Source organism: Homoserinimonas sedimenticola (assembly GCF_026094475.1).
Taxonomy (GTDB): domain Bacteria; phylum Actinomycetota; class Actinomycetes; order Actinomycetales; family Microbacteriaceae; genus Homoserinimonas; species Homoserinimonas sedimenticola.
Window position 1 is genome coordinate 1131682 of record NZ_JAPELL010000001.1, and the last position, 17730, is coordinate 1149411.

General features: G+C 68.0%; 13 protein-coding genes, 1 tRNA gene and 1 other RNA gene. 2 read left to right on the forward strand and 13 right to left on the reverse strand.

Annotated elements, in window-relative coordinates:
• Nucleotides 1-92 precede the first annotated feature (92 nt).
• The 4 genes from OH146_RS05255 to OH146_RS05270 form a co-directional block, all read right to left on the reverse strand.
• Nucleotides 93-1154 (reverse strand): aspartate-semialdehyde dehydrogenase, encoded by a 1062-nt coding sequence (locus OH146_RS05255; RefSeq protein ID WP_265158099.1) that lies wholly within the window; start codon nucleotides 1152-1154, stop codon nucleotides 93-95.
• Nucleotides 1151-2416: an aspartate kinase gene (locus tag OH146_RS05260; RefSeq protein ID WP_265158104.1), complete on the reverse strand. Its 1266-nt coding sequence runs from the start codon at nucleotides 2414-2416 to the stop codon at nucleotides 1151-1153. Before OH146_RS05260 ends, OH146_RS05255 begins: the two co-directional genes overlap by 4 nt.
• Before the next feature lie 70 nt (nucleotides 2417-2486).
• Nucleotides 2487-3086 carry a recombination mediator RecR gene (gene recR, locus OH146_RS05265; protein WP_265158106.1) on the reverse strand — a complete coding sequence of 200 codons (600 nt, stop codon included), beginning with the start codon at nucleotides 3084-3086 and terminating at the stop codon, nucleotides 2487-2489.
• Nucleotide 3087: 1 nt separating this feature from the next.
• A complete protein-coding gene (locus OH146_RS05270) occupies nucleotides 3088-5559 on the reverse strand; it encodes a DNA polymerase III subunit gamma and tau (protein ID WP_265158109.1) in 2472 nt (823 codons plus the stop codon).
• A 58-nt stretch (nucleotides 5560-5617) separates the two neighbouring features.
• Between OH146_RS05270 and OH146_RS05275 the strand changes: the two genes are divergently transcribed.
• A complete protein-coding gene (locus OH146_RS05275; RefSeq protein WP_265158112.1) occupies nucleotides 5618-6850 on the forward strand; it encodes a hypothetical protein in 1233 nt (410 codons plus the stop codon).
• A 154-nt stretch (nucleotides 6851-7004) separates the two neighbouring features.
• On the opposite strand, the gene OH146_RS05280 is transcribed toward OH146_RS05275, so the two are convergent.
• The 8 genes from OH146_RS05280 to OH146_RS05315 all read right to left on the reverse strand — a co-directional run bounded on the left by OH146_RS05280 (nucleotide 7005) and on the right by OH146_RS05315 (nucleotide 17043).
• Nucleotides 7005-8126: an acetate kinase gene (locus OH146_RS05280; RefSeq protein WP_265158116.1), complete on the reverse strand. Its 1122-nt coding sequence runs from the start codon at nucleotides 8124-8126 to the stop codon at nucleotides 7005-7007.
• Nucleotides 8123-10300, reverse strand: coding sequence for a phosphate acetyltransferase (gene pta, locus OH146_RS05285; RefSeq protein WP_265158119.1), 2178 nt, complete (start codon nucleotides 10298-10300; stop codon nucleotides 8123-8125). Before pta ends, OH146_RS05280 begins: the two co-directional genes overlap by 4 nt.
• A 98-nt stretch (nucleotides 10301-10398) precedes the next feature.
• Nucleotides 10399-10495, reverse strand: an RNA gene (ffs, locus tag OH146_RS05290) — signal recognition particle sRNA small type.
• 53 nt (nucleotides 10496-10548) lie between these two features.
• Nucleotides 10549-11568: an ABC transporter permease gene (locus OH146_RS05295; RefSeq protein ID WP_265158122.1), complete on the reverse strand. Its 1020-nt coding sequence runs from the start codon at nucleotides 11566-11568 to the stop codon at nucleotides 10549-10551.
• 31 nt (nucleotides 11569-11599) lie between these two features.
• Nucleotides 11600-13078, reverse strand: coding sequence for a sugar ABC transporter ATP-binding protein (locus OH146_RS05300; RefSeq protein ID WP_265158125.1), 1479 nt, complete (start codon nucleotides 13076-13078; stop codon nucleotides 11600-11602).
• A gap of 76 nt (nucleotides 13079-13154) precedes the next feature.
• Nucleotides 13155-14291, reverse strand: a complete 1137-nt coding sequence (locus tag OH146_RS05305) for a sugar ABC transporter substrate-binding protein (protein ID WP_265158127.1) — start codon at nucleotides 14289-14291, stop codon at nucleotides 13155-13157.
• Between the two features lie 54 nt (nucleotides 14292-14345).
• Entirely contained in the window at nucleotides 14346-15800 is a 1455-nt protein-coding gene (locus tag OH146_RS05310) for a benzaldehyde dehydrogenase (RefSeq protein ID WP_265158130.1), read from the reverse strand.
• A 247-nt stretch (nucleotides 15801-16047) separates the two neighbouring features.
• On the reverse strand, nucleotides 16048-17043 hold the full coding sequence (locus OH146_RS05315) for a helix-turn-helix domain-containing protein (protein ID WP_265158132.1): 996 nt from the start codon (nucleotides 17041-17043) through the stop codon (nucleotides 16048-16050).
• Between the two features lie 232 nt (nucleotides 17044-17275).
• Between OH146_RS05315 and OH146_RS05320 the strand changes: the two genes are divergently transcribed.
• Nucleotides 17276-17363, forward strand: a tRNA-Ser gene (locus OH146_RS05320).
• Nucleotides 17364-17459: 96 nt separating this feature from the next.
• Here OH146_RS05320 and OH146_RS05325 read toward each other — a convergent pair.
• Entirely contained in the window at nucleotides 17460-17615 is a 156-nt protein-coding gene (locus OH146_RS05325; RefSeq protein ID WP_265158133.1) for a hypothetical protein, read from the reverse strand.
• Nucleotides 17616-17730 lie beyond the last annotated feature (115 nt).

Sequence of the window (17730 nt, forward strand, 5' to 3'; positions counted from 1 at the left end):
CTGGGCGGAGGGATTGGGGGAGGCACTCACACGCTTCAGTTTACTGTCGGTTGATGGGGCACTTGACCGCGGGAGCATCGCCCGCGCTCGACCTAGACAGAGGCCAGGCGGCGCTCAGCGACGAGCTCGGCGATCTGCACCGCGTTAAGGGCGGCGCCCTTGCGGAGATTGTCGTTGCTGATGAAGAGAGCGAGTCCCCGGCCGCCGGGAACGCCCTCGTCCTGACGGATGCGTCCGACGAAGCTCGGGTCCTGCCCCGCCGCCTCGAGAGGAGTCGGAACGTCCGCGAGGCTCACGCCCGCGGCATCCGCCAGCAGCTCCCGCGCCCGCTCCGGCGTGATGGCGCGAGAGAACTCGGCATTGATCGAGAGCGAATGCCCCGTGAAGACCGGCACGCGCACGCAGGTGCCGCTCACCAGGAGCTCGGGCAGGTCGAGGATCTTGCGGCTCTCGTTGCGGAGCTTCTTCTCCTCATCGGTCTCGCCGAGTCCGTCATCGACGATGCTGCCCGCGAGCGGGATCACATCGAATGCGATCGGCTTGACGAATGCGCTCGGCTCGGGGATCGACACCGCGGATCCGTCGTGCACGAGACCCATGGCGTCCTGCTCGACGATCGCCTTCGCCTGGTCCAGCAGCTCGGCTCCGCCCTTCAGCCCTGCGCCCGAGACGGCTTGGTAGGTGCTCACGATGAGGCGCTCGAGCCCGGCCTCCTCGTGCAGGACCTTGAGGACGGGCATGGCCGCCATCGTCGTGCAATTGGGGTTGGCGATGATGCCCTTGGCCGCCTGGTCGAGCGCGTGCGGGTTCACCTCGCTCACGACGAGGGGCACCTCGGGGTCGAGCCGCCACGCCGAGGAGTTGTCGACGACCGTGACGCCGGCGGCCGCATAGCGGGGCGCCTGCTCCTTCGAGAGGGTGCCGCCCGCCGAGAAGATGGCGATGTCGAGCCCCGTGGGGTCGGCGGTCGCGGCATCCTCGACGACGATCTCCTCGCCCTTGAAACTCAAGGTCGTGCCCGCCGACCGCGCTGAGGCGAAGAAGCGGATGCTCGCGACGGGAAAGTCGCGCTCCTCCAGGAGGCGCCGGACGACGGCCCCGACCTGGCCCGTGGCGCCGACGACGCCGATGTTTACTCCGGACGTGGTGCTCATCGGCCGGTCCCTCCGTAGACGATGGCTTCGCCCTCGGCATCGAGGTCGAAAGCGGTGTGAATGATGCGGACGGCGTCGGGCACGATCTCGGCGCGCGTCACGACGCTGATGCGGATCTCGCTCGTGGAGATCATCTCGATGTTGATGCCGGCCTCGGAGAGCGCCGTGAAGAGCTTCGCCGAGACACCCGTGTTGGTGCGCATGCCCGTGCCGACGAGGGCGATCTTGCCGATGCCGGAATCGTGTTCGAGGTTCGAGAAACCGACCTCGCCCTTGCCCGCCTCAAGCGCCGCGAGGGTGTCCGCAACCTGCGACTTGGGCAGGGTGAAGGAGATATCGGCCACGCCCGTGTCGAGCGTCGAGGAGTTCTGCACGATCATGTCGATGTTCGCACCAGCATTGGCGGCGATTGTGAAGATGCGGGCGGCCGTGCCTGGCAGGTCGGGGACGCCCACGACCGTGATCTTGTCTTCGCTGAGATCGGCTGCGATTCCCGTGATGATCGGTTCTTCCACGGTCTCTCCCTCTCTGGAATGCACCACCAGGGTGCCCTCGTTGTGACTGAACGAGGAACGGACGTGCAGCGTGACGCCATGGCGGCGCGCATATTCCACGGCACGGATATAAAGGACCTTCGCCCCGGCGGCCGCCAACTCCAGCATCTCCTCGATCGTGATGCTGTCGATCTTGTGTGCGGCGGGAACCATGCGGGGGTCGGTCGTGAAGACGCCGTCGACGTCGGTGTAGATCTCACACACCTGGGCGTCGAGAGCCGCAGCGAGGGCGACGGCCGTCGTGTCGGAACCACCGCGACCCAGCGTCGTGATGTCTCCCGAATCGCGGTTGAAACCCTGGAAGCCGGCGACGATCGCGATGTAGCCGTGATCGAGCGCATCGCGGACACGACGCGGAGAGACCTCGACGATGCGGGCGGCACCGTGCTTCTCGTCCGTCATCATGCCGGCCTGGCTGCCCGTGTAGGAACGGGCCTCCTCGCCGAGGTCACGGATCGCCATTGCGAGCAGCGCCATCGAGATGCGCTCCCCCGCCGTCAGCAGCATGTCGAGCTCTCGACCGCCGGGAGCCGCCGAGACGGCGTCGGCGAGGTCGAGGAGCTCGTCCGTCGTGTCGCCCATCGCGGAGACCACGACGACGACGTCGTTGCCTGCGCGGCGGGTCTCGACGATGCGGGCGGCGACGCGCTTGATACCGGCGGCATCCGCAACGGAGGAACCGCCGTACTTCTGCACAATCAGGGCCACGCGAAAATCTCCCGGGGTTCTGTGGGGGCCGGCGCGATCGGGTCACGCACCAAGCACCCCAGTGTAGTGGCTAGTTCTCGACCAGCCGTCGGCCCTCGAACGCGCGACCGAGTGTCACCTCGTCGGCATACTCGAGATCGCCGCCCACCGGCAGCCCGGATGCGAGGCGCGAAACGGTGAGTCCGGGCTGGTGTAGGAGGCGGGAGAGGTAGGTCGCGGTCGCCTCCCCCTCCAGGTTGGGATCGGTCGCGATGATGACCTCGGTCACGGTGCCATCGGCGAGCCTCTGCATCAGTTGGCGGATACGCAGGTCGTCAGGTCCCACCCCGTCGATGGGGCTGATGGCGCCGCCCAGCACGTGGTACAGCCCGCGGAACTCCCGGGTGCGCTCGATCGCGACGACATCCTTCGCCTCCTCGACGACGCAGATGGTCGCCTGCGAGCGCCGCGGATCGCGGCAGATGCTGCAGGTCTCGTGCTCCGTGACGTTGCCGCAGATCTCGCAGAACCGCACCTTCTCGCGCACGATCGTGAGCAGCTCCGCGAGGCGCGTCGTGTCGTGCGACTCCGTCTGGAGGATGTGGAAGGCGATGCGCTGGGCCGACTTGGGCCCGATCCCGGGCAGCCTGCCGAACTCGTCGATGAGCTCCTGGACGATTCCCTCATACATGTCAGTTCGCCCCCGGGGTCACGCGCGGAGTATGCGGCTGCTCCTCGATGAAGGTCGCGCCGAGCACCTGCCGCACGACCGCCTCGCCGTACTTCTGGGACGCGAGAGGCCCACCCGTGGCAGGACCGCCGCCTGAAGGACCACCCGCTGCAGGGCCGTGGCCCGCCGGGCGCGAGGGTGCAGGCGCGGGAACCCGGCTCGGGGCGGGCGGGACTGTGTCGTACTCGGGATCGTAGGGCGGCTCGTCATCGAAGGGGGGTTCGTCGTCAACAGGGGGTGCTGCCGACGGGGTCTTCGGCGACGGGCTCTTCGGCGACGGGGTCGGCTCCCGGGTTAGCTCCTGCCTCGGCTCCGCGCTCGGCGCCCCAGTCGCCGGGGGGTTCCCTGCCGATCCTGCCCCCGGGATTGCGACGGTCGCCCAGCCATCCTCGGTCACGGGTGCTGCTGCCGCCGTTTGCTCGGGTGACGCGACACCCGCGGAGGTGCCCCCGCGGGGCTCGGGCCGACCGCTGTGCTGAGCCGAGTCGGCGCGAGGCGCGGATTCTTCGGCTGTCGAGCTGGCGAGCCGCTCGATCGGCGAGGATGAGGGACGAGAGTCGGGCGAGGTTGAGGGACGGGAGTCGGGCGAGGGGGCAGTGGGAGCGGCCGGCGTGCCACCCGGGCCCGCGACGCGCGCGATGAGCTTGGGCGTGAAGCCCAGCACGGCGGACACCGCCCGCTTGAGGTGGTCGCCGACGCCCTCGCCGGGAGCGGATGCGGCCTTGAGCGACTCGACATCCTTCTGGCTTGGGAACTCGAGCACGAGGATCTCGCCATCGCGGAGCTCTCGTACCTCCGCCGTGAAGAGCACCATCCACGCCGTGCGCTTGGCTCGCTGCACCGTGTCGAGGACCTGGGGCCACGCATCCCGCACCTGCTGGAGCGTGACGGGACCGACCGGTGCCGCGGATGCGACACGCTCGGGCTGGAGGGCAGGCTCAGGCTCAGGCGCAGACTCTGCAGCAGGCGCAGGCTCTGCAGCAGGCGCAGTCTCGGCGGCAGGCGCGGACTCAGCAGGCGCGGACTCAGCAGGCGCGGACTCAGCAGGCGCAGACTCAGCAGGCGCAGGGTGGGAGGCGGGCGCGGTCCGGGACTCGGTCGCTGCCGAACGGGCGGGTTCAGGCTGGGCCACCGGGGCGATCTCCGCCTCCGGCTCTGGCTCGTGCTGGCCAGGCAACGATTCGGGCACGATCGACCCGGCTGCGGGTGCGGCGGGGGTCGCCTCCGCCGTCACTGCCGCCGCGGCAGGCTCGGAGCCCGTCACGCCGACGCGGCGCTCAAGGCGTTCCACGCGGGCGAGCGCTCCCCGCTCCGACTCATCGGAGGCGGGGACGAGCACGCGCGCGACCATGAGTTCGAGGTGCAGGCGTGGCGATGTCGCACCCGTCATCTCCGTGAGAGCCGAGGCGACGATGTCGGCGGTGCGGCTCAGCTCCGCCTGCCCGAAGCGCGCGGCCTGCTGGGCCATGTGATCGAGTTCGTCGTCCTGCACCCCCCGCAGGACCGCCGCCGCGCCATGGTGACTGCCGAGGGGGAAGGCGCTGACGACGATGAGATCCCGCAGCTTCTCAAGGAGATCCTCGACGAAGCGGCGCGGATCCTGGCCCGTCTGGATGACGCGGTCAACGCTCTCGAAGGCGGCCCCAGCATCCTTCGCCCCTAGAGCATCGATGACCTCGCTGAGGAGCGCTCCGTGCGTGTAGCCGAGCAGCGCGACCGCGCGCTCGTACACGACCGTGTCGCCCTCGGAACCCGCGATGAGCTGGTCGAGCAGCGAGAGAGTATCGCGCACCGAGCCGCCGCCGGCGCGGACAACGAGCGGGAGGACCCCCGCCTCCACCTTCACACCCTCGCTCTCACAGAGCTGCCCGACATAGTCGAGCATCTGCGCTGGCGGAACCAAGCGGAAGGGGTAGTGGTGGGTGCGGGAACGGATCGTGCCGATGACCTTGTCGGGCTCGGTCGTCGCGAAGATGAACTTGATGTGCTCCGGCGGCTCCTCCACGATCTTGAGCAACGCGTTGAAGCCCTGCGGCGTGACCATGTGCGCCTCGTCGAGGATGAAGATCTTGTAGCGGTCGCGAGCCGGCGCGAAGACGGCGCGCTCACGCAGGTCGCGAGCGTCGTCGACGCCGTTGTGGCTCGCGGCATCGATCTCGACGACATCGAGAGAACCGCCCCCGTCGCGACTCAGCTCGACGCAGCTGGGGCAGACGCCGCACGGATTGTCGGTGGGCCCCTCTGCGCAGTTGAGACAGCGGGCGAGGATGCGCGCCGAGGTCGTCTTGCCGCAACCCCTCGGACCGCTGAACAGATACGCGTGATTGACGCGGTCGGTGCGCAGAGCGGTCGTGAGCGGATCCGTCACCTGCGACTGGCCGATGAGCTCGGCGAAGGTCTCGGGCCGGTAGCGGCGATAGAGGGCGGTAACCACGGCTCAATGGTAGTCGGCACGTCTGACAGAGCCCGCCGAGGAGGGGCGCCGCACGGGCGTGCGGGCGGCGGGAGCCGCGGCATCCGGTCGGCCCCTGCCCCTGGTCGCCGTGCCGGAGCATGCGCCAGTTCTGGAGGAGATCTTCGCCGACGCGCCGATGACGGATGCCGCGAACCGGCGCGTCAACGCAAATCTCCTGCGGAACGTGGCCGGAGAGGCGCCCGCCGAGGGCCCTGCACAGGGGGCCGAATGCGCACCTCTCCACACGCAGACCGTCGCGGCGACACCCCCGGTGCGGGAAACGTGCACCACTGGAGGCATGTCTCCCCCGCTCATGCACACCATGCGTCTCGTCGGCCACGTCGCACGACTCCGAACTCTGCGCGATTCGGGCGTGACGTCCGCCGAGATTGCCGACGGCATCCGCGACGGCACGCTCTGGCGACCGAAGAAGGGGTGGGTCGCCACCCGCCTAGCCGACCGCGACCAGGTGCGCGCCGTCACCGCGGGAGCCCGGATCGGATGCGTGAGCGCCCTACGCCGTTGGGGCGTGTGGTCAGGCGACGGAGATGCGCTGCACCTTCACGTCGCCACGACGACCGGCGGACTCGACCGGCACGTGCCTCCATCGATGACAGTCGAGGCGGTGCCCCTCCCACACCCGTCGATCGTGAACACCTACGGAAACGATCTCGACCCGATCCGGCGATGCGACGAAAACGGCCCGGTGATCCACTGGAGCGAGCAGCGCTTCGAAGGCGCGCTTGACTGGATCGTCTCCATCGAGGATGCCCTCGCGCAAGCCGTGCGCTGCCAGTCCAGCGAACATGCTGTCGCGTGTATCGACTCCGCACTGCACGTCGGCGCGATCAGCCTCACCCAGTGGGAACGGATCCGGGAGACACTTCCGCGGCGACTCGAACGGCTCGATGAACGAAAAGACGCACGGGCCGGTTCAGGCAATGAGACCAAGGCTCGCCTGCGGCTCCTAGATGAAGGCTTTCGCGTGCAACCCCAGTTCTTCCTCCTCGGCGCCGGCACCGTCGACATGTTGGTCGAGGACTGCGTCATCGTGGAAGTCGACAGCGAGGCCCACCACGGGAGCCCCGCCCAGAGACGCAAGGACCGGGTGCGCATCCTCGTGGCCCAGCTCTACGGCATTCCCACAGTGAGCATCGGTCCCGAGAGCTTCACAGACGAGAACTGGCAACTGGTCATGGGAGCCATACACCGCCAGGTCGCGGATGCGCGCCAGCTGAAGCAGGCACGGCGCGTGATCGTGCGCGGGTGAAGCCTGCATTCCGAGGGAGCCGCAGGGGTTGAGGAGGAGATTTTGGGCGGCGCGCCGGGTTGGGGCCGCCGTGGGCGGCGTGTCGGCGAAAATCTCCTCCGGAACAATCGGGGGCTGGGCGGGGCGGGGCGGGAGGGAGAGGGAGATGGCCGCGTCAGGCGACGAGAGCCGCCGCCTGACGCGCGATCTCCAACTCCTCGTTGGTGGGGATGACGAGCACCGCGACGGGGGTGCCCTCGGGAGAGATGAAACGCTCGGCACGGGACGGCAGTTCGTTGCGCTCGTCGTCCACCTCGACGCCGAGGAACCAGAGCCCCGAGAGCGCGAGGCGGCGCAGCGACGCGTTGTTCTCGCCGATACCCGCCGTGAAGACGAGGGCGTCGAGGCCCCCGAGGCCGGCAGTGTATGCCCCGATGTAGTGGCGGATGCGGTGGCGCCAGACCTCGAGCGCAGCGACCGCTGCCGCATCGCCGCGCGCCGCGGCATCCGTCACGTCCCGCATGTCGCCCGTGCCCGTGAGCCCGAGGAGCCCGCTGCGGCGGTTGAGCAGCACGTCGAGCTCGTCGATCGAAAGCCCAGCCTCGCGGGCGAGATGGAAGACGACACCCGCATCGATGTCACCTGAGCGGGTGCCCATCACGAGACCCTCGAGCGGGGTGAGGCCCATCGAGGTGTCGACCGAGCGGCCACCATCGACCGCCGTGACGGATGCGCCGTTGCCGAGATGCAGAACGATCGTCTTGAGCGACTCCAGCGGCCTGCCCAGGAAGCGGGCCGCGCGCCGCGACACGTACTGGTGCGAGGTTCCGTGGAAGCCGTAGCGGCGCACCTGATGGCGCTGCGCGAGTTCCGCGTCGATCGCGTAGGTGTAGGCGGCGGGCGGCAGGGTCGAGTGAAAGGCAGTGTCGAAGACCGCGACGTGCGGCACCCCGGGGAGAGACTCGCGAGCCGCGCGGATGCCGAGGACGTTCGCAGGGTTGTGGAGCGGGGCGAGGGCCGAGAGCTCCTCGATCTGCGCCTCCACCTCGTCGGTCACGAGGGTTGCCGAGGAGAAGCGCGGCCCGCCGTGGACCACCCGGTGACCCACCGCCGCGATCTCGCGGCCGGGACCCAGCGCATCGAGGACCTGCCGCATCCCCGCGAGATGATCGGGCACCTCACCCGGCTCGCCGATGCGTTCGATCAGGCCCGAGACGACTGCCTGCTCCGTCTCGAGGTCGACCAACTGGTACTTGATCGAGGACGAACCCGAGTTGACGACGAAGACCTGGGTCATGGGCGGTCCTTGCTTTCCACTGGCTCAGCCGGCGGGGGCCCCGGCTCAATCGGCGGGGGCCCCGGCTCAACCGGCGGGGTTTCGACAGGCTCAACCGGCGACGCCGCCTGGATCGCCGTGATCGCGACCGTGTTGACGATGTCCTGCACGAGGGCGCCGCGCGACAGGTCGTTGATGGGCTTGTTGAGGCCCTGCAGCACCGGCCCGATCGCGACGGCCCCTGCACTGCGCTGCACCGCCTTGTAGGTGTTGTTGCCCGTGTTGAGGTCGGGGAAGACGAAGACGGTGGCCCGCCCTGCGACATCCGAATCGGGCATCTTGGACCGGCCGACTGCGGCATCCACCGCGGCGTCGTACTGGATCGGCCCCGCGACGGGCAGCTCGGAGCGACGCTCCCGCACAAGCGCGGTTGCCTCACGCACCTTCTCGACGTCGGCGCCGCTACCCGACTCCCCAGTCGAGTACGAAAGCATCGCGACACGGGGGTCGATGCCGAACTGGCTCGCGGTCTCGGCGGAGGAGATCGCGATATCGGCGAGCTGGCCAGCATCGGGGTCGGGGATGACAGCGCAGTCGCCGTAAGCGAGCACGCGGTCCTCAAGGCACATGAGGAAGATGCTTGAGACGACCGAGGTGTCTGGCTTCGTCTTGATGATCTCGAAGCTTGGGCGGATCGTGTGCGCCGTCGTGTGCGCCGCCCCCGACACCATGCCGTCGGCAAGGCCGAGGTGCACCATCATGGTGCCGAAGTACGAGACATCCGTCACCGTCTCGCGCGCCACCTCGAGCGTCATGCCCTTGTGCGCCCGGAGCCGCGTGTACTCCTCGGCGAAACGCTCGCGGAGCTCGGGGTCGAAAGGGCTCAGGATGCGTGCTGCCGCGATGTCGAGACCGAGCCCCGCCGCCCGCGCGCGCACCTCCCCCTCGTCGCCGAGGATCGTGAGGCGCGCGACATTCCGACGGAGCAGGATGCTCGCCGCATGCAGGATGCGGTCGTCGCCGCCCTCAGGCAGCACAATGTGGCGGTCGGCCTGGCGCGCGCGAGCCAGCAGGTCGTACTCGAACATGAGCGGCGTCACAGTGTCGGAGCGCGAGACCTGGAGTCGGGCGAGAAGCTCGGATGCGTCGACGTGCTCCTCGAAGAGTGCGATCGCGGTGTCGAACTTGCGGCGTGAGTCCGCGGCCATGCGCCCGCGCGTCCTGGTGACCCGCTGGGCCGTGTCGTAGGTGCCGAACTCGGTGCGGATGATCGGGATGGAGGCCTCGAGGCCGTCGATGAGCCGCTCGATCTGCGGCAGGAGGTCGAACCCTCCATTGAGGATGATGCCCGCGAGCGAGGGGAAGGTCTCCGAGCGGTTCGCCATGAGCATCGCGAGCAGCACGTCGGAACGGTCCCCCGCGACCACCACGACCGCCCCCTCGATCAGGCGCGTGAGGCAGTTCTCCATGGACATGCCCGCCATCACGACCCCGAGCGCCTCGCGCTGGAGGAGGGCCGGGTCGCCCTTGATCTGCGTGCCGTCAACGGCCTCGAGCAGCTGCTGCATGGTGGGGGCGATGAGGAAGGGGTCCTCGGGCAGCACCCACACGGGCGCGTCGCCGGTTGCACGTGAGAGCTCGGTGCGGATCTCGTCCATGAGCTCTGGATGCGCTCGGTTGGCGACGACACCGAGCAGGTGCGCGTGCGCGGCCTCCAGCTCCTGCGAGGCGAGGCCGAAGACCTGGCTCAGCTCCTCCCCGCTGCGCGCCCCCGTCTCCGAAGACTGCCCGCCGAGCACGAGCAGCACGGGCGCGCCCAGGTTGGCCGCGATGCGCGCGTTGTAGGAGAGTTCGGTCGGGCTGCCCACATCCGTGTAATCCGACCCCAGGATGACGACGGCGTCACACAGGGCCTCGACGGACTTGAAGCGCTCGACGATGCTGGAGAGCGCAGCATCCGGGTCCGCGTGCACGTCGTCGTAGGTGACCCCGACGCACTGCTCATAGTCGAGGTCGACCCCATCGTGGCCGAGCAGCATCTCGAGCACATAGTCGCGCTCGTCAGAGGAACGGGCGACCGGCCGGAACACGCCGACCCGGCTCGTCTCATGCGCGAGCGTGTCGAGCAGGCCGAGCGCGATCGTCGACTTGCCGGCGTGCCCCTCGACGGAGGTGATGTAGATATTCCGTGCCACGGCGCCCACCCTACGCTCGCGCTTCGAGAGAAAACCTAGACGGTCATGGGATGCCGCGAGCCCCGCGTCCCGCGTCCCGCGTCCCGCCTCCCGAGAACATGAAAGACCCCCCGCGCACCCGCCAGAGCCCGGTTACCCTTGCTGCATTTCTGCCCTGGGGGAGTTGGCCTGGATGGCGCCACGCGGGGAGCCGGAGATCATTCTATCGGAAATACGGTTGATGCTCTGCCCCTATGTCGCATGATCTGTCACCCCTGTCCAGGGCCGACCGGCTGTCGGCGTCGCAGTAACCGCCCGATCGCCGATCCACGGCGAGCGGTCCTCTCCCACTGCGACAGCGCCACTGCCAGTAGCAGAGCGATGCCGTAGAAGAGGTTGTTGACCCAGCTGGGCGATCCCGCCAGCTGCAGTCCCTTGATTCCTACCGCGAGCACATACATCGCGACGACGGTGCCCCATACGTTGAAGCGTCCGCCCTTGAACTGTGTGGAGCCGAGGAACACGGCCGTCAGCGCGGGCAGCAGAAAGCTCGGTCCGACGGTGGGGTCGCCCGCGTTGATACGGCTGGTGAGCAGCGCGCCGGCCAACGCGGCGATCGCGCCGCCCGCCGTGAGAGTGGCGATGCGCAGTCGTTCCACCCCCACACCGGCCAGATGGGCAGCCTCCGGGTTGTAGCCGACCGCGTACAGCCGCCTGCCGATCGGAGTCCGCTCGAGCACGTACCAGGTGATGACGGCCACGATGAGCAGGACGTACACGGGCACCGTGATTCCACCGAATTGCGTCGTCGCGATCATCCGATAGTCCGGGCCGAGGCCGAGTATCTGCTGGCTGTTGGAGACGGCCGCCATGCCCGCGAGGAGGATGGAACTCATGCCCAGTGTCGCGATGATCGGCTCGACCTTGAGGCGCGTGATGACGAGAGCCGTCACGAAACCGATGAGCGCACCCATCAGCACCACGACCGGCAACTGTATGGCGATCGGCAGCCCAGCCTTGGAGAGGAACCAGGCCGACAGGATCGCAGAGAAGCCCACCTGGGCACCGACCGCCAGGTTGAGTGAGCCGGCAACCAGGGGAATCAGCGCCGCGATTGCGGCGAGACCGGTGAGCGCCTCGGCGTCCAACAGCGAGCGCCAGACTCCGATCTGGAGGAACTTCTCTGGGATCCAGAGTGAGAACACCACGAAGATGATGATGAAGATGTACACCGCACTGATGTTGCGGAATGAGAGGGCGCGCAGGATGCCGCCGCTGCTGTTGTTCACGAATCCTCCTGGGAAGCGATGGTCAAACGGGTCACGCGAAGCCATATCCCTCGGAGACGAGGCGGCGCTCCGTGAGGTTGGCGCCGCTCAGCTCGGCGGCCATGCGGCCGTCGCGCATCACGATCACGCGGTCGCACAGCCTCATCAACTCCTTGTCGTCAGAGGAGCTGACCAGCACCGCGGTTCCGCGTGCCGCAGCGGCGTCGATGGTCTCGTAGATGGTGGCCTTGGCTCCGATGTCGACTCCCTGGGTCGGTTCGTCGAGGAGTAGCAACGAGGGGTCGTCGCGGAGTGCTCGGGCGATGACGACCTTCTGCTGGTTGCCTCCGCTGAAGAGGGTAAACTTCTGTTCGGCAAGCGGGGGGCGCACTTGGTACGCCGCCATCGCACCGTCGGTCTCATCGCGCTCCTCCTTCATCAGGATGTTTCCGAAGGGGCCTGTCAGGGTGCGCAGTTGCGGCAACGTGAGGTTCTCCCGCGCGCTCATCTCGAGGATTGCACCCAGCCGACCACGGTCTCCCGGCACGAACGCGATACCCCGGGCAAGGCTGGCTTTCGGCGACCGTCGGGCGTAGCTCTGGCCCGCGACGGTGTATTCCCGGGCCTCGCTTGGAGCGGCCCCGTACAGCAGTGAGGGAACGGCTTCGCGCCCCGAGCCGAGAACCCCCGCAAGCCCTACCACCTCACCGGGATAGAGCTCGAGGTCGAGGCCATCGACGGTGGCGCCGCGCAGGCCACGCACCCGCAGCACGGGGCCGGCATCCTCGTTTCGCCTTCCCGCGGACTGGGCGTCGCCGACCACAGCTCCGGCGTCGCCCGTGATGAGTTCGACAAGCCGGGCCTGGTCGATCTCGGTCACCGGCTCATCGGCGACCTTGCTGCCGTCTCGAAGCACGACAACGCGATCCGCGAGGTCTAGTACCTCATCGAGCCGGTGTGACACGAAGATGACGCCAGCACCCTCAGCAGCGAGTTGCCGGACGGCCGCGAAGAGAACCTCCACCTCGTTGCGGTGGAGCGATTCGGTGGGCTCGTCCAGCACGATGACATTGGCCGGATGCGTCCAGCCTTCGAGCGCGCGGCTAATCGCGATCACGGCCCGCTGCGCCGGGGTGAGCTCCCGCACGGGGCGGTCGATGTCGAAGCCCGCTCCGAATCGCTCGATGAGCTCCCGAGTGCGGGCGCGTTCCTCCGTCGACCGAAAGGGCGCGGCCGCGGCGGCTCCCCTGCCGTTGGCGAGCCCCAGGTTCTCCACGGCTGACAGCTCGCCGATGAGTGCGAGGTTCTGGTGGATGAAGTGGAGGTCGGTTGATTCGGCAAGGGCGACGGATCCGTCGTCCGCCGTGTAGGCGCCCGCAAGGATCTTCACGAGGGTGGACTTGCCCGAGCCGTTGTGACCGACCACGGCGACGACCTCGCCGCCATGGACGTCGAGGTCGAGGTGGTCGAGCGCGACCAGGCTCGGGAAGCGTTTGACGAGTCCGGTGACGCGCAAGAGCGGAGTCGACACGGCCATAAGCTGTGGTTCCTATCGGATAGTGGGGCGCCGGGGAGGTCCGCAGCGATGCGGTCCTCCCCGGACTCAGTTACTCGGCCAACCAGTTCGCGGCGAAGCGCTCCTGGTAGTCCGGGATGGCGACGTAGCCGACCACCGGGTCCTCCGGCGCGTTGCTCTCATCGGTGACACGCGTCAGCGTGGAAGCGCGCGTCGCCACGTCAGGCCACTCGTAGACCTGGCCGTTCATCTCCCGGAGGAGCTGGTCGAGGACAGTCCACATCATCAGGTTCAGGTCGACCGACAGCGTCGCATCCTGCTCGCCGTTCGCGATCTGCTCATAGTTCGGCGGTGCCGTCCACATACCGATGCCGGGCACGTCCAACCCAGCCAGCTCCAGCTTCTGGGGCAGCCCGATCTGGACCTCGTCAACGGCCGCGATGTAGTAGTCCGTTCCCGGGTTCGCCTGGAGGTCACTGATCACGCGGTCAGCCGCGGTCGAACCCAGCTCAGCGATCGGAATGTCGACGACGCGCAGGGTGCAGTCGGGGCAGAGCTCCTCCATCTTCGACTGCGCTCCCTCGAGCTCCAGCGCGGAGAACGGGAACTCGGGCACGTTGTAGAACACGTACTCCGCCGTGCCCTCCGAGCGCACGATGGCCGCAGCCGCCAGGGCTTCGCCGTTCGCCTGCATCCACTCGCTGCCGTTGAATGCCTCGGGAAGGTCATAGTCGAGCGTGTTCATCACCGAACCGCTCGCGATGGGGATCCCCATCTCCTCGAGCTGCTCGATCTGCGACTCGAAGAAGATCGGGTCGAGTGTGATGTTGATCACGCCATCCGGTGCCATCTCGACGACCGTGTTCATCGCAGAGTTGATGCTCTGCGCATCCCGGCCGACCTCCACCCGTTCGAGCTCGAGGCCGAGGAGCTCGGCGGGTGCCTGGAGGTTGCCCCACATCACGGCACTGACCGGCGTGCCCACGTCGAGATACACGACGTGCGTGCCCTCGGCGACGGGTGATTCGAGCGGCTCGTCGATGAGCAGCCCCTTCTCGCCCTCGCCCATCCAGGGCGCCAGGAACTCCTTGGCGGCCTCCACGTCGGCCGAGACGTCGCCGGAGGTCTCCGGCTCGCTTCCATCACTCGCGCACGCCGTGAGCACCATCGCTCCGCAGGTGAGCGCGGCGGCGGCGTGCAGGGCACGCAGTCGTCGTCGATTCGTCATCATGCTTCCTTTCATCTCGGTACAAGGGATCCGGCAAGGGGGGCCGGGGGTGGTTCAGAAGGGGTAGCGCTGTATCTGGGACTGCACCGTCACCCACTGGGTCTCGGTGAACGCCTCGATGCTCGCCTCGTGCCCGCCGAAGCGTGCTCCCGTGCCGGAGAAGCCGATACCTCCGAAGGGTGCCTGCGCTTCGTCATCCACCGTCTGGTCGTTGATATGGAGGATGCCGCAGGTGAGGCGCTCGCTGAGCTCGAACGCCCGGAAGGCGTCCCGCGCGAGGATGGAGATGGAGAGCCCGTATTCGCTGCGGTTGGTGATCTCAACCGCCTCATCGATGTCGTCGAAGCGGATCACGGGGGCGACAGGGCCGAACACCTCTTCTTTGAACGCGGGGTGCTCCGCGGTGACCCCCGCCAACACGGTGGGCTGATAGAAGAGGTCGGTGTAGGTGCCGCCAGCGACGAGCCGAGCGCCGGCGTCGACCGTCGATGTGACAAGACCGTGGACGCGGTCGCGCTGGCCGGCGTCGATGATCGGCCCGAGTGGCACTCCCGTGGCCGGATCGCCGGCCGGCAGGTTCCGCGCCTTCTCTCCCAGCAGTTCGACGTACTCGTCGTAGACGTCGGCGTGCACGATATGCCGCCCTGTGGTCATGCAGATCTGGCCCTGATGCAGGAAGGAACCCCACGCGCCTGCGGCAGCGGCAGCGGGAAGGTCGACATCGGGCATGACGATCATCGCGTTGTTGCCGCCCAACTCCAGATGAGCACGCTTGAGCAGGCGGCCAGCCCGTTCGCCGATCGCGCGACCGGCGGCGGTGGATCCGGTGAAGGAGACGACCGGCACCTGCGGATGATCCACCAGGGCACCGCCCGCCTCCGCACCACCCGGCACGACGGCGAATACTCCGGCGGGGAGTCCTGCCTCCTCCAAGATCGCTGCGAGGAACAGGCCGCCCGAGATGGACGTGCGGGGGTCCGGCTTGAGCACGACGGCGTTGCCGAGAGTCAAAGCGGGGAATACCGAGCGCGACGCGAGTATCGCCGGGAAGTTGAACGGCGAGATCACCCCGACGACACCCACCGGGCGACGCCGGGCCATGCTCAGGCGGGGAAGGGACGACTGCAGCAGTTGGCCGTAGGGCATCATCGCGGTCGCCGCGGCCTGGTGCAGCTCGCTCGTGACGAGCCCGACCTCGAACGCGGCCTTGGCCTGCGCCGACCCAGCCTCATTGACCAACCAGCCCGCGAGCACGTCACCGTGCTCTTCCGCGAGGGCGGCGGCCCTGCGCATCACCTCGGCGCGCTCATGCGCCGGACGAGCCGCCCAGTCGCGCTGGGCGACGACGGCCCGCTGCACAGCGGCATCGAGGTCCTCGGCGCTGCTCACGGCGACGGAGGCCAGCTCTGTGCCGGTCGCAGGGGACACCACGGGCGCTGTCCCGCTGAGGGCGGTCCAGCCGCCCACGTACGCCCGGCCGTCCCACTCCTGCTGGTCAAAAAACGTCATTGTCTCTCCTGCTGCGCTCGTCGTTGATGCCCGGGTCGAGACCGTGGGTGCATCGATGGACCGTCCCAGCCGCGCATCCGCACACCGCTGGGTATCCGGACAGCATTGCGACTCGACGAGGCGAGCGGATGCAGACGGCAGGAACCGGCAAAAGACTCGTCAGCCTGAGTCAACGACGGGACGTCACAGCCCGGTGCCGTCAGGAGCCAGCGCGGTCAGGAGCCAGCGCGGTCAGGAGCCAGCGCGGTCAGTCGCCAGCGCGAACATCACTCGGCGTGCACCCGTAGCGCTGCCTGAAGGCGCGGGCGAAGTGGGCCGCCGAGACGAACCCGACGGACGCCGCGAGCTCCGCGATCGGAGCGTCGCGGTTCGCAGTGAGCAGGTCGCGCGCCCGGGCCAGGCGAGCGTCGAGAACGTACCGCGAGAGCGTCGTGGCATCGTCGGCGAACACGCGCGCGAGATGTCGCTCGCTGAGACCAACTGCCCGCGCCACGCGGGACACCGACAGATCTGATTCCCGCAGGTGCGTGCGGATGAAGTCCTTGGCGGAGAGCAGGTAGCCGGTCGACGGCGAACCTGCCGACTGCCCCGCGATGAGCCCGAACAGGTCGAGAACCGACTCCTCGAGGCTGTCCGAGTCCTGCGGCGGGGACTGAAGTGTGTTGAGCACCGCGCGCGTCGCTGTGCGAGCGTGGTTCGTCGCCGAGGCCGAATCAGTGAGGCGCAACACCCGCGGACGGAACGCACCATCCGAGAGCATCCGTCCCTCGAACAGCGTGCGCGGCAGCTCGAGGATGACCTGGCGCATCGCTGAAGAGAAGCCGTACATGAACGGACGCTCGGTGTCGTAAATGACAGCATCGCCGGCGGTGAGCGTTTCGCACCCGTCCGAGTGATAGAAGAATGCGTCGCCCTCCAACAGGAGGCACAGCATGATCGCGTCCACCGGCTTCTGAGCGATATTGCGTGGCGTGCGCTCGATCACATGGTCATTGCCGACAATCTCGGTGAAACGGAGCCTCCTGAGGTCGAGGTTCGTCTGCTTCGCCAGGAGCCCGTGCCCCGAGAGCGTGGAAACGCGCAGGCCGAAGAGTTCCCTCTCGTTGTACTCCTCCCAGCGGGCCAATCGGTCCTCGGGCCGCACGCGTGCCGTCGAGAACGTCACGGGAGCTGCCAGGCCCTTGAGCGGAACTGCCAGGCTCGCTGAGGAGCGTCGGGTGGCGTCGACGGCGACGGGCTCCATTGCTCGGCTCCAGAATCGGGAAGGTGCGGAACGGCTGGACTGATTGTATGCGTCCGTGCGCGAAGAAGGACAGAGCGAGCAGAGTTCGGATCGGCGAGCAACAACCCGGCATGCCTAGCAGACATGTCCGAAACCGTGATGGCGCGGGCGATCCACCGAGGCGAACCCGAGTCCGTCCAAAATCGCGTAGGATTCTGGGAGGTCAAAAACGGGGAACCGAAAACGACCGTCAGGAGAATTCGCCTAGTGGCCTATGGCGCACGCTTGGAAAGCGTGTTGGGTTAACGCCCTCGGGGGTTCGAATCCCCCATTCTCCGCCAAATGATGCCTCCCGGCCTTGCAGTGTTTTCCGCGCGATGCGGGCGCCGGAATGCCCGCACTGCGCGAAAAACAGCGCATCGTCGACGCAGGCTGCGCTACTCGCCCTTGCCGCCGTCGTAGACGCCCGGATCCGTGTCCGGCTCCTCGGGTGCACCACCCGAGGTCGTGTCCTCCTCCGCCTCAGGAGCGTCGACGTCGCGCACGGCGCCCTCCTGCGGTTCCTGGTCCTGGTTGCTCTTCTGATCCGACATGCCGCACACGGTACGCCGGGAGGCTGTGAGGGGGAAGGGGATTTCGATACGGCCCTGACGGGCCTACTCAATCCGCGATGAAGGAACGGGCCTATCAATCCGCGACGAAGAAGCG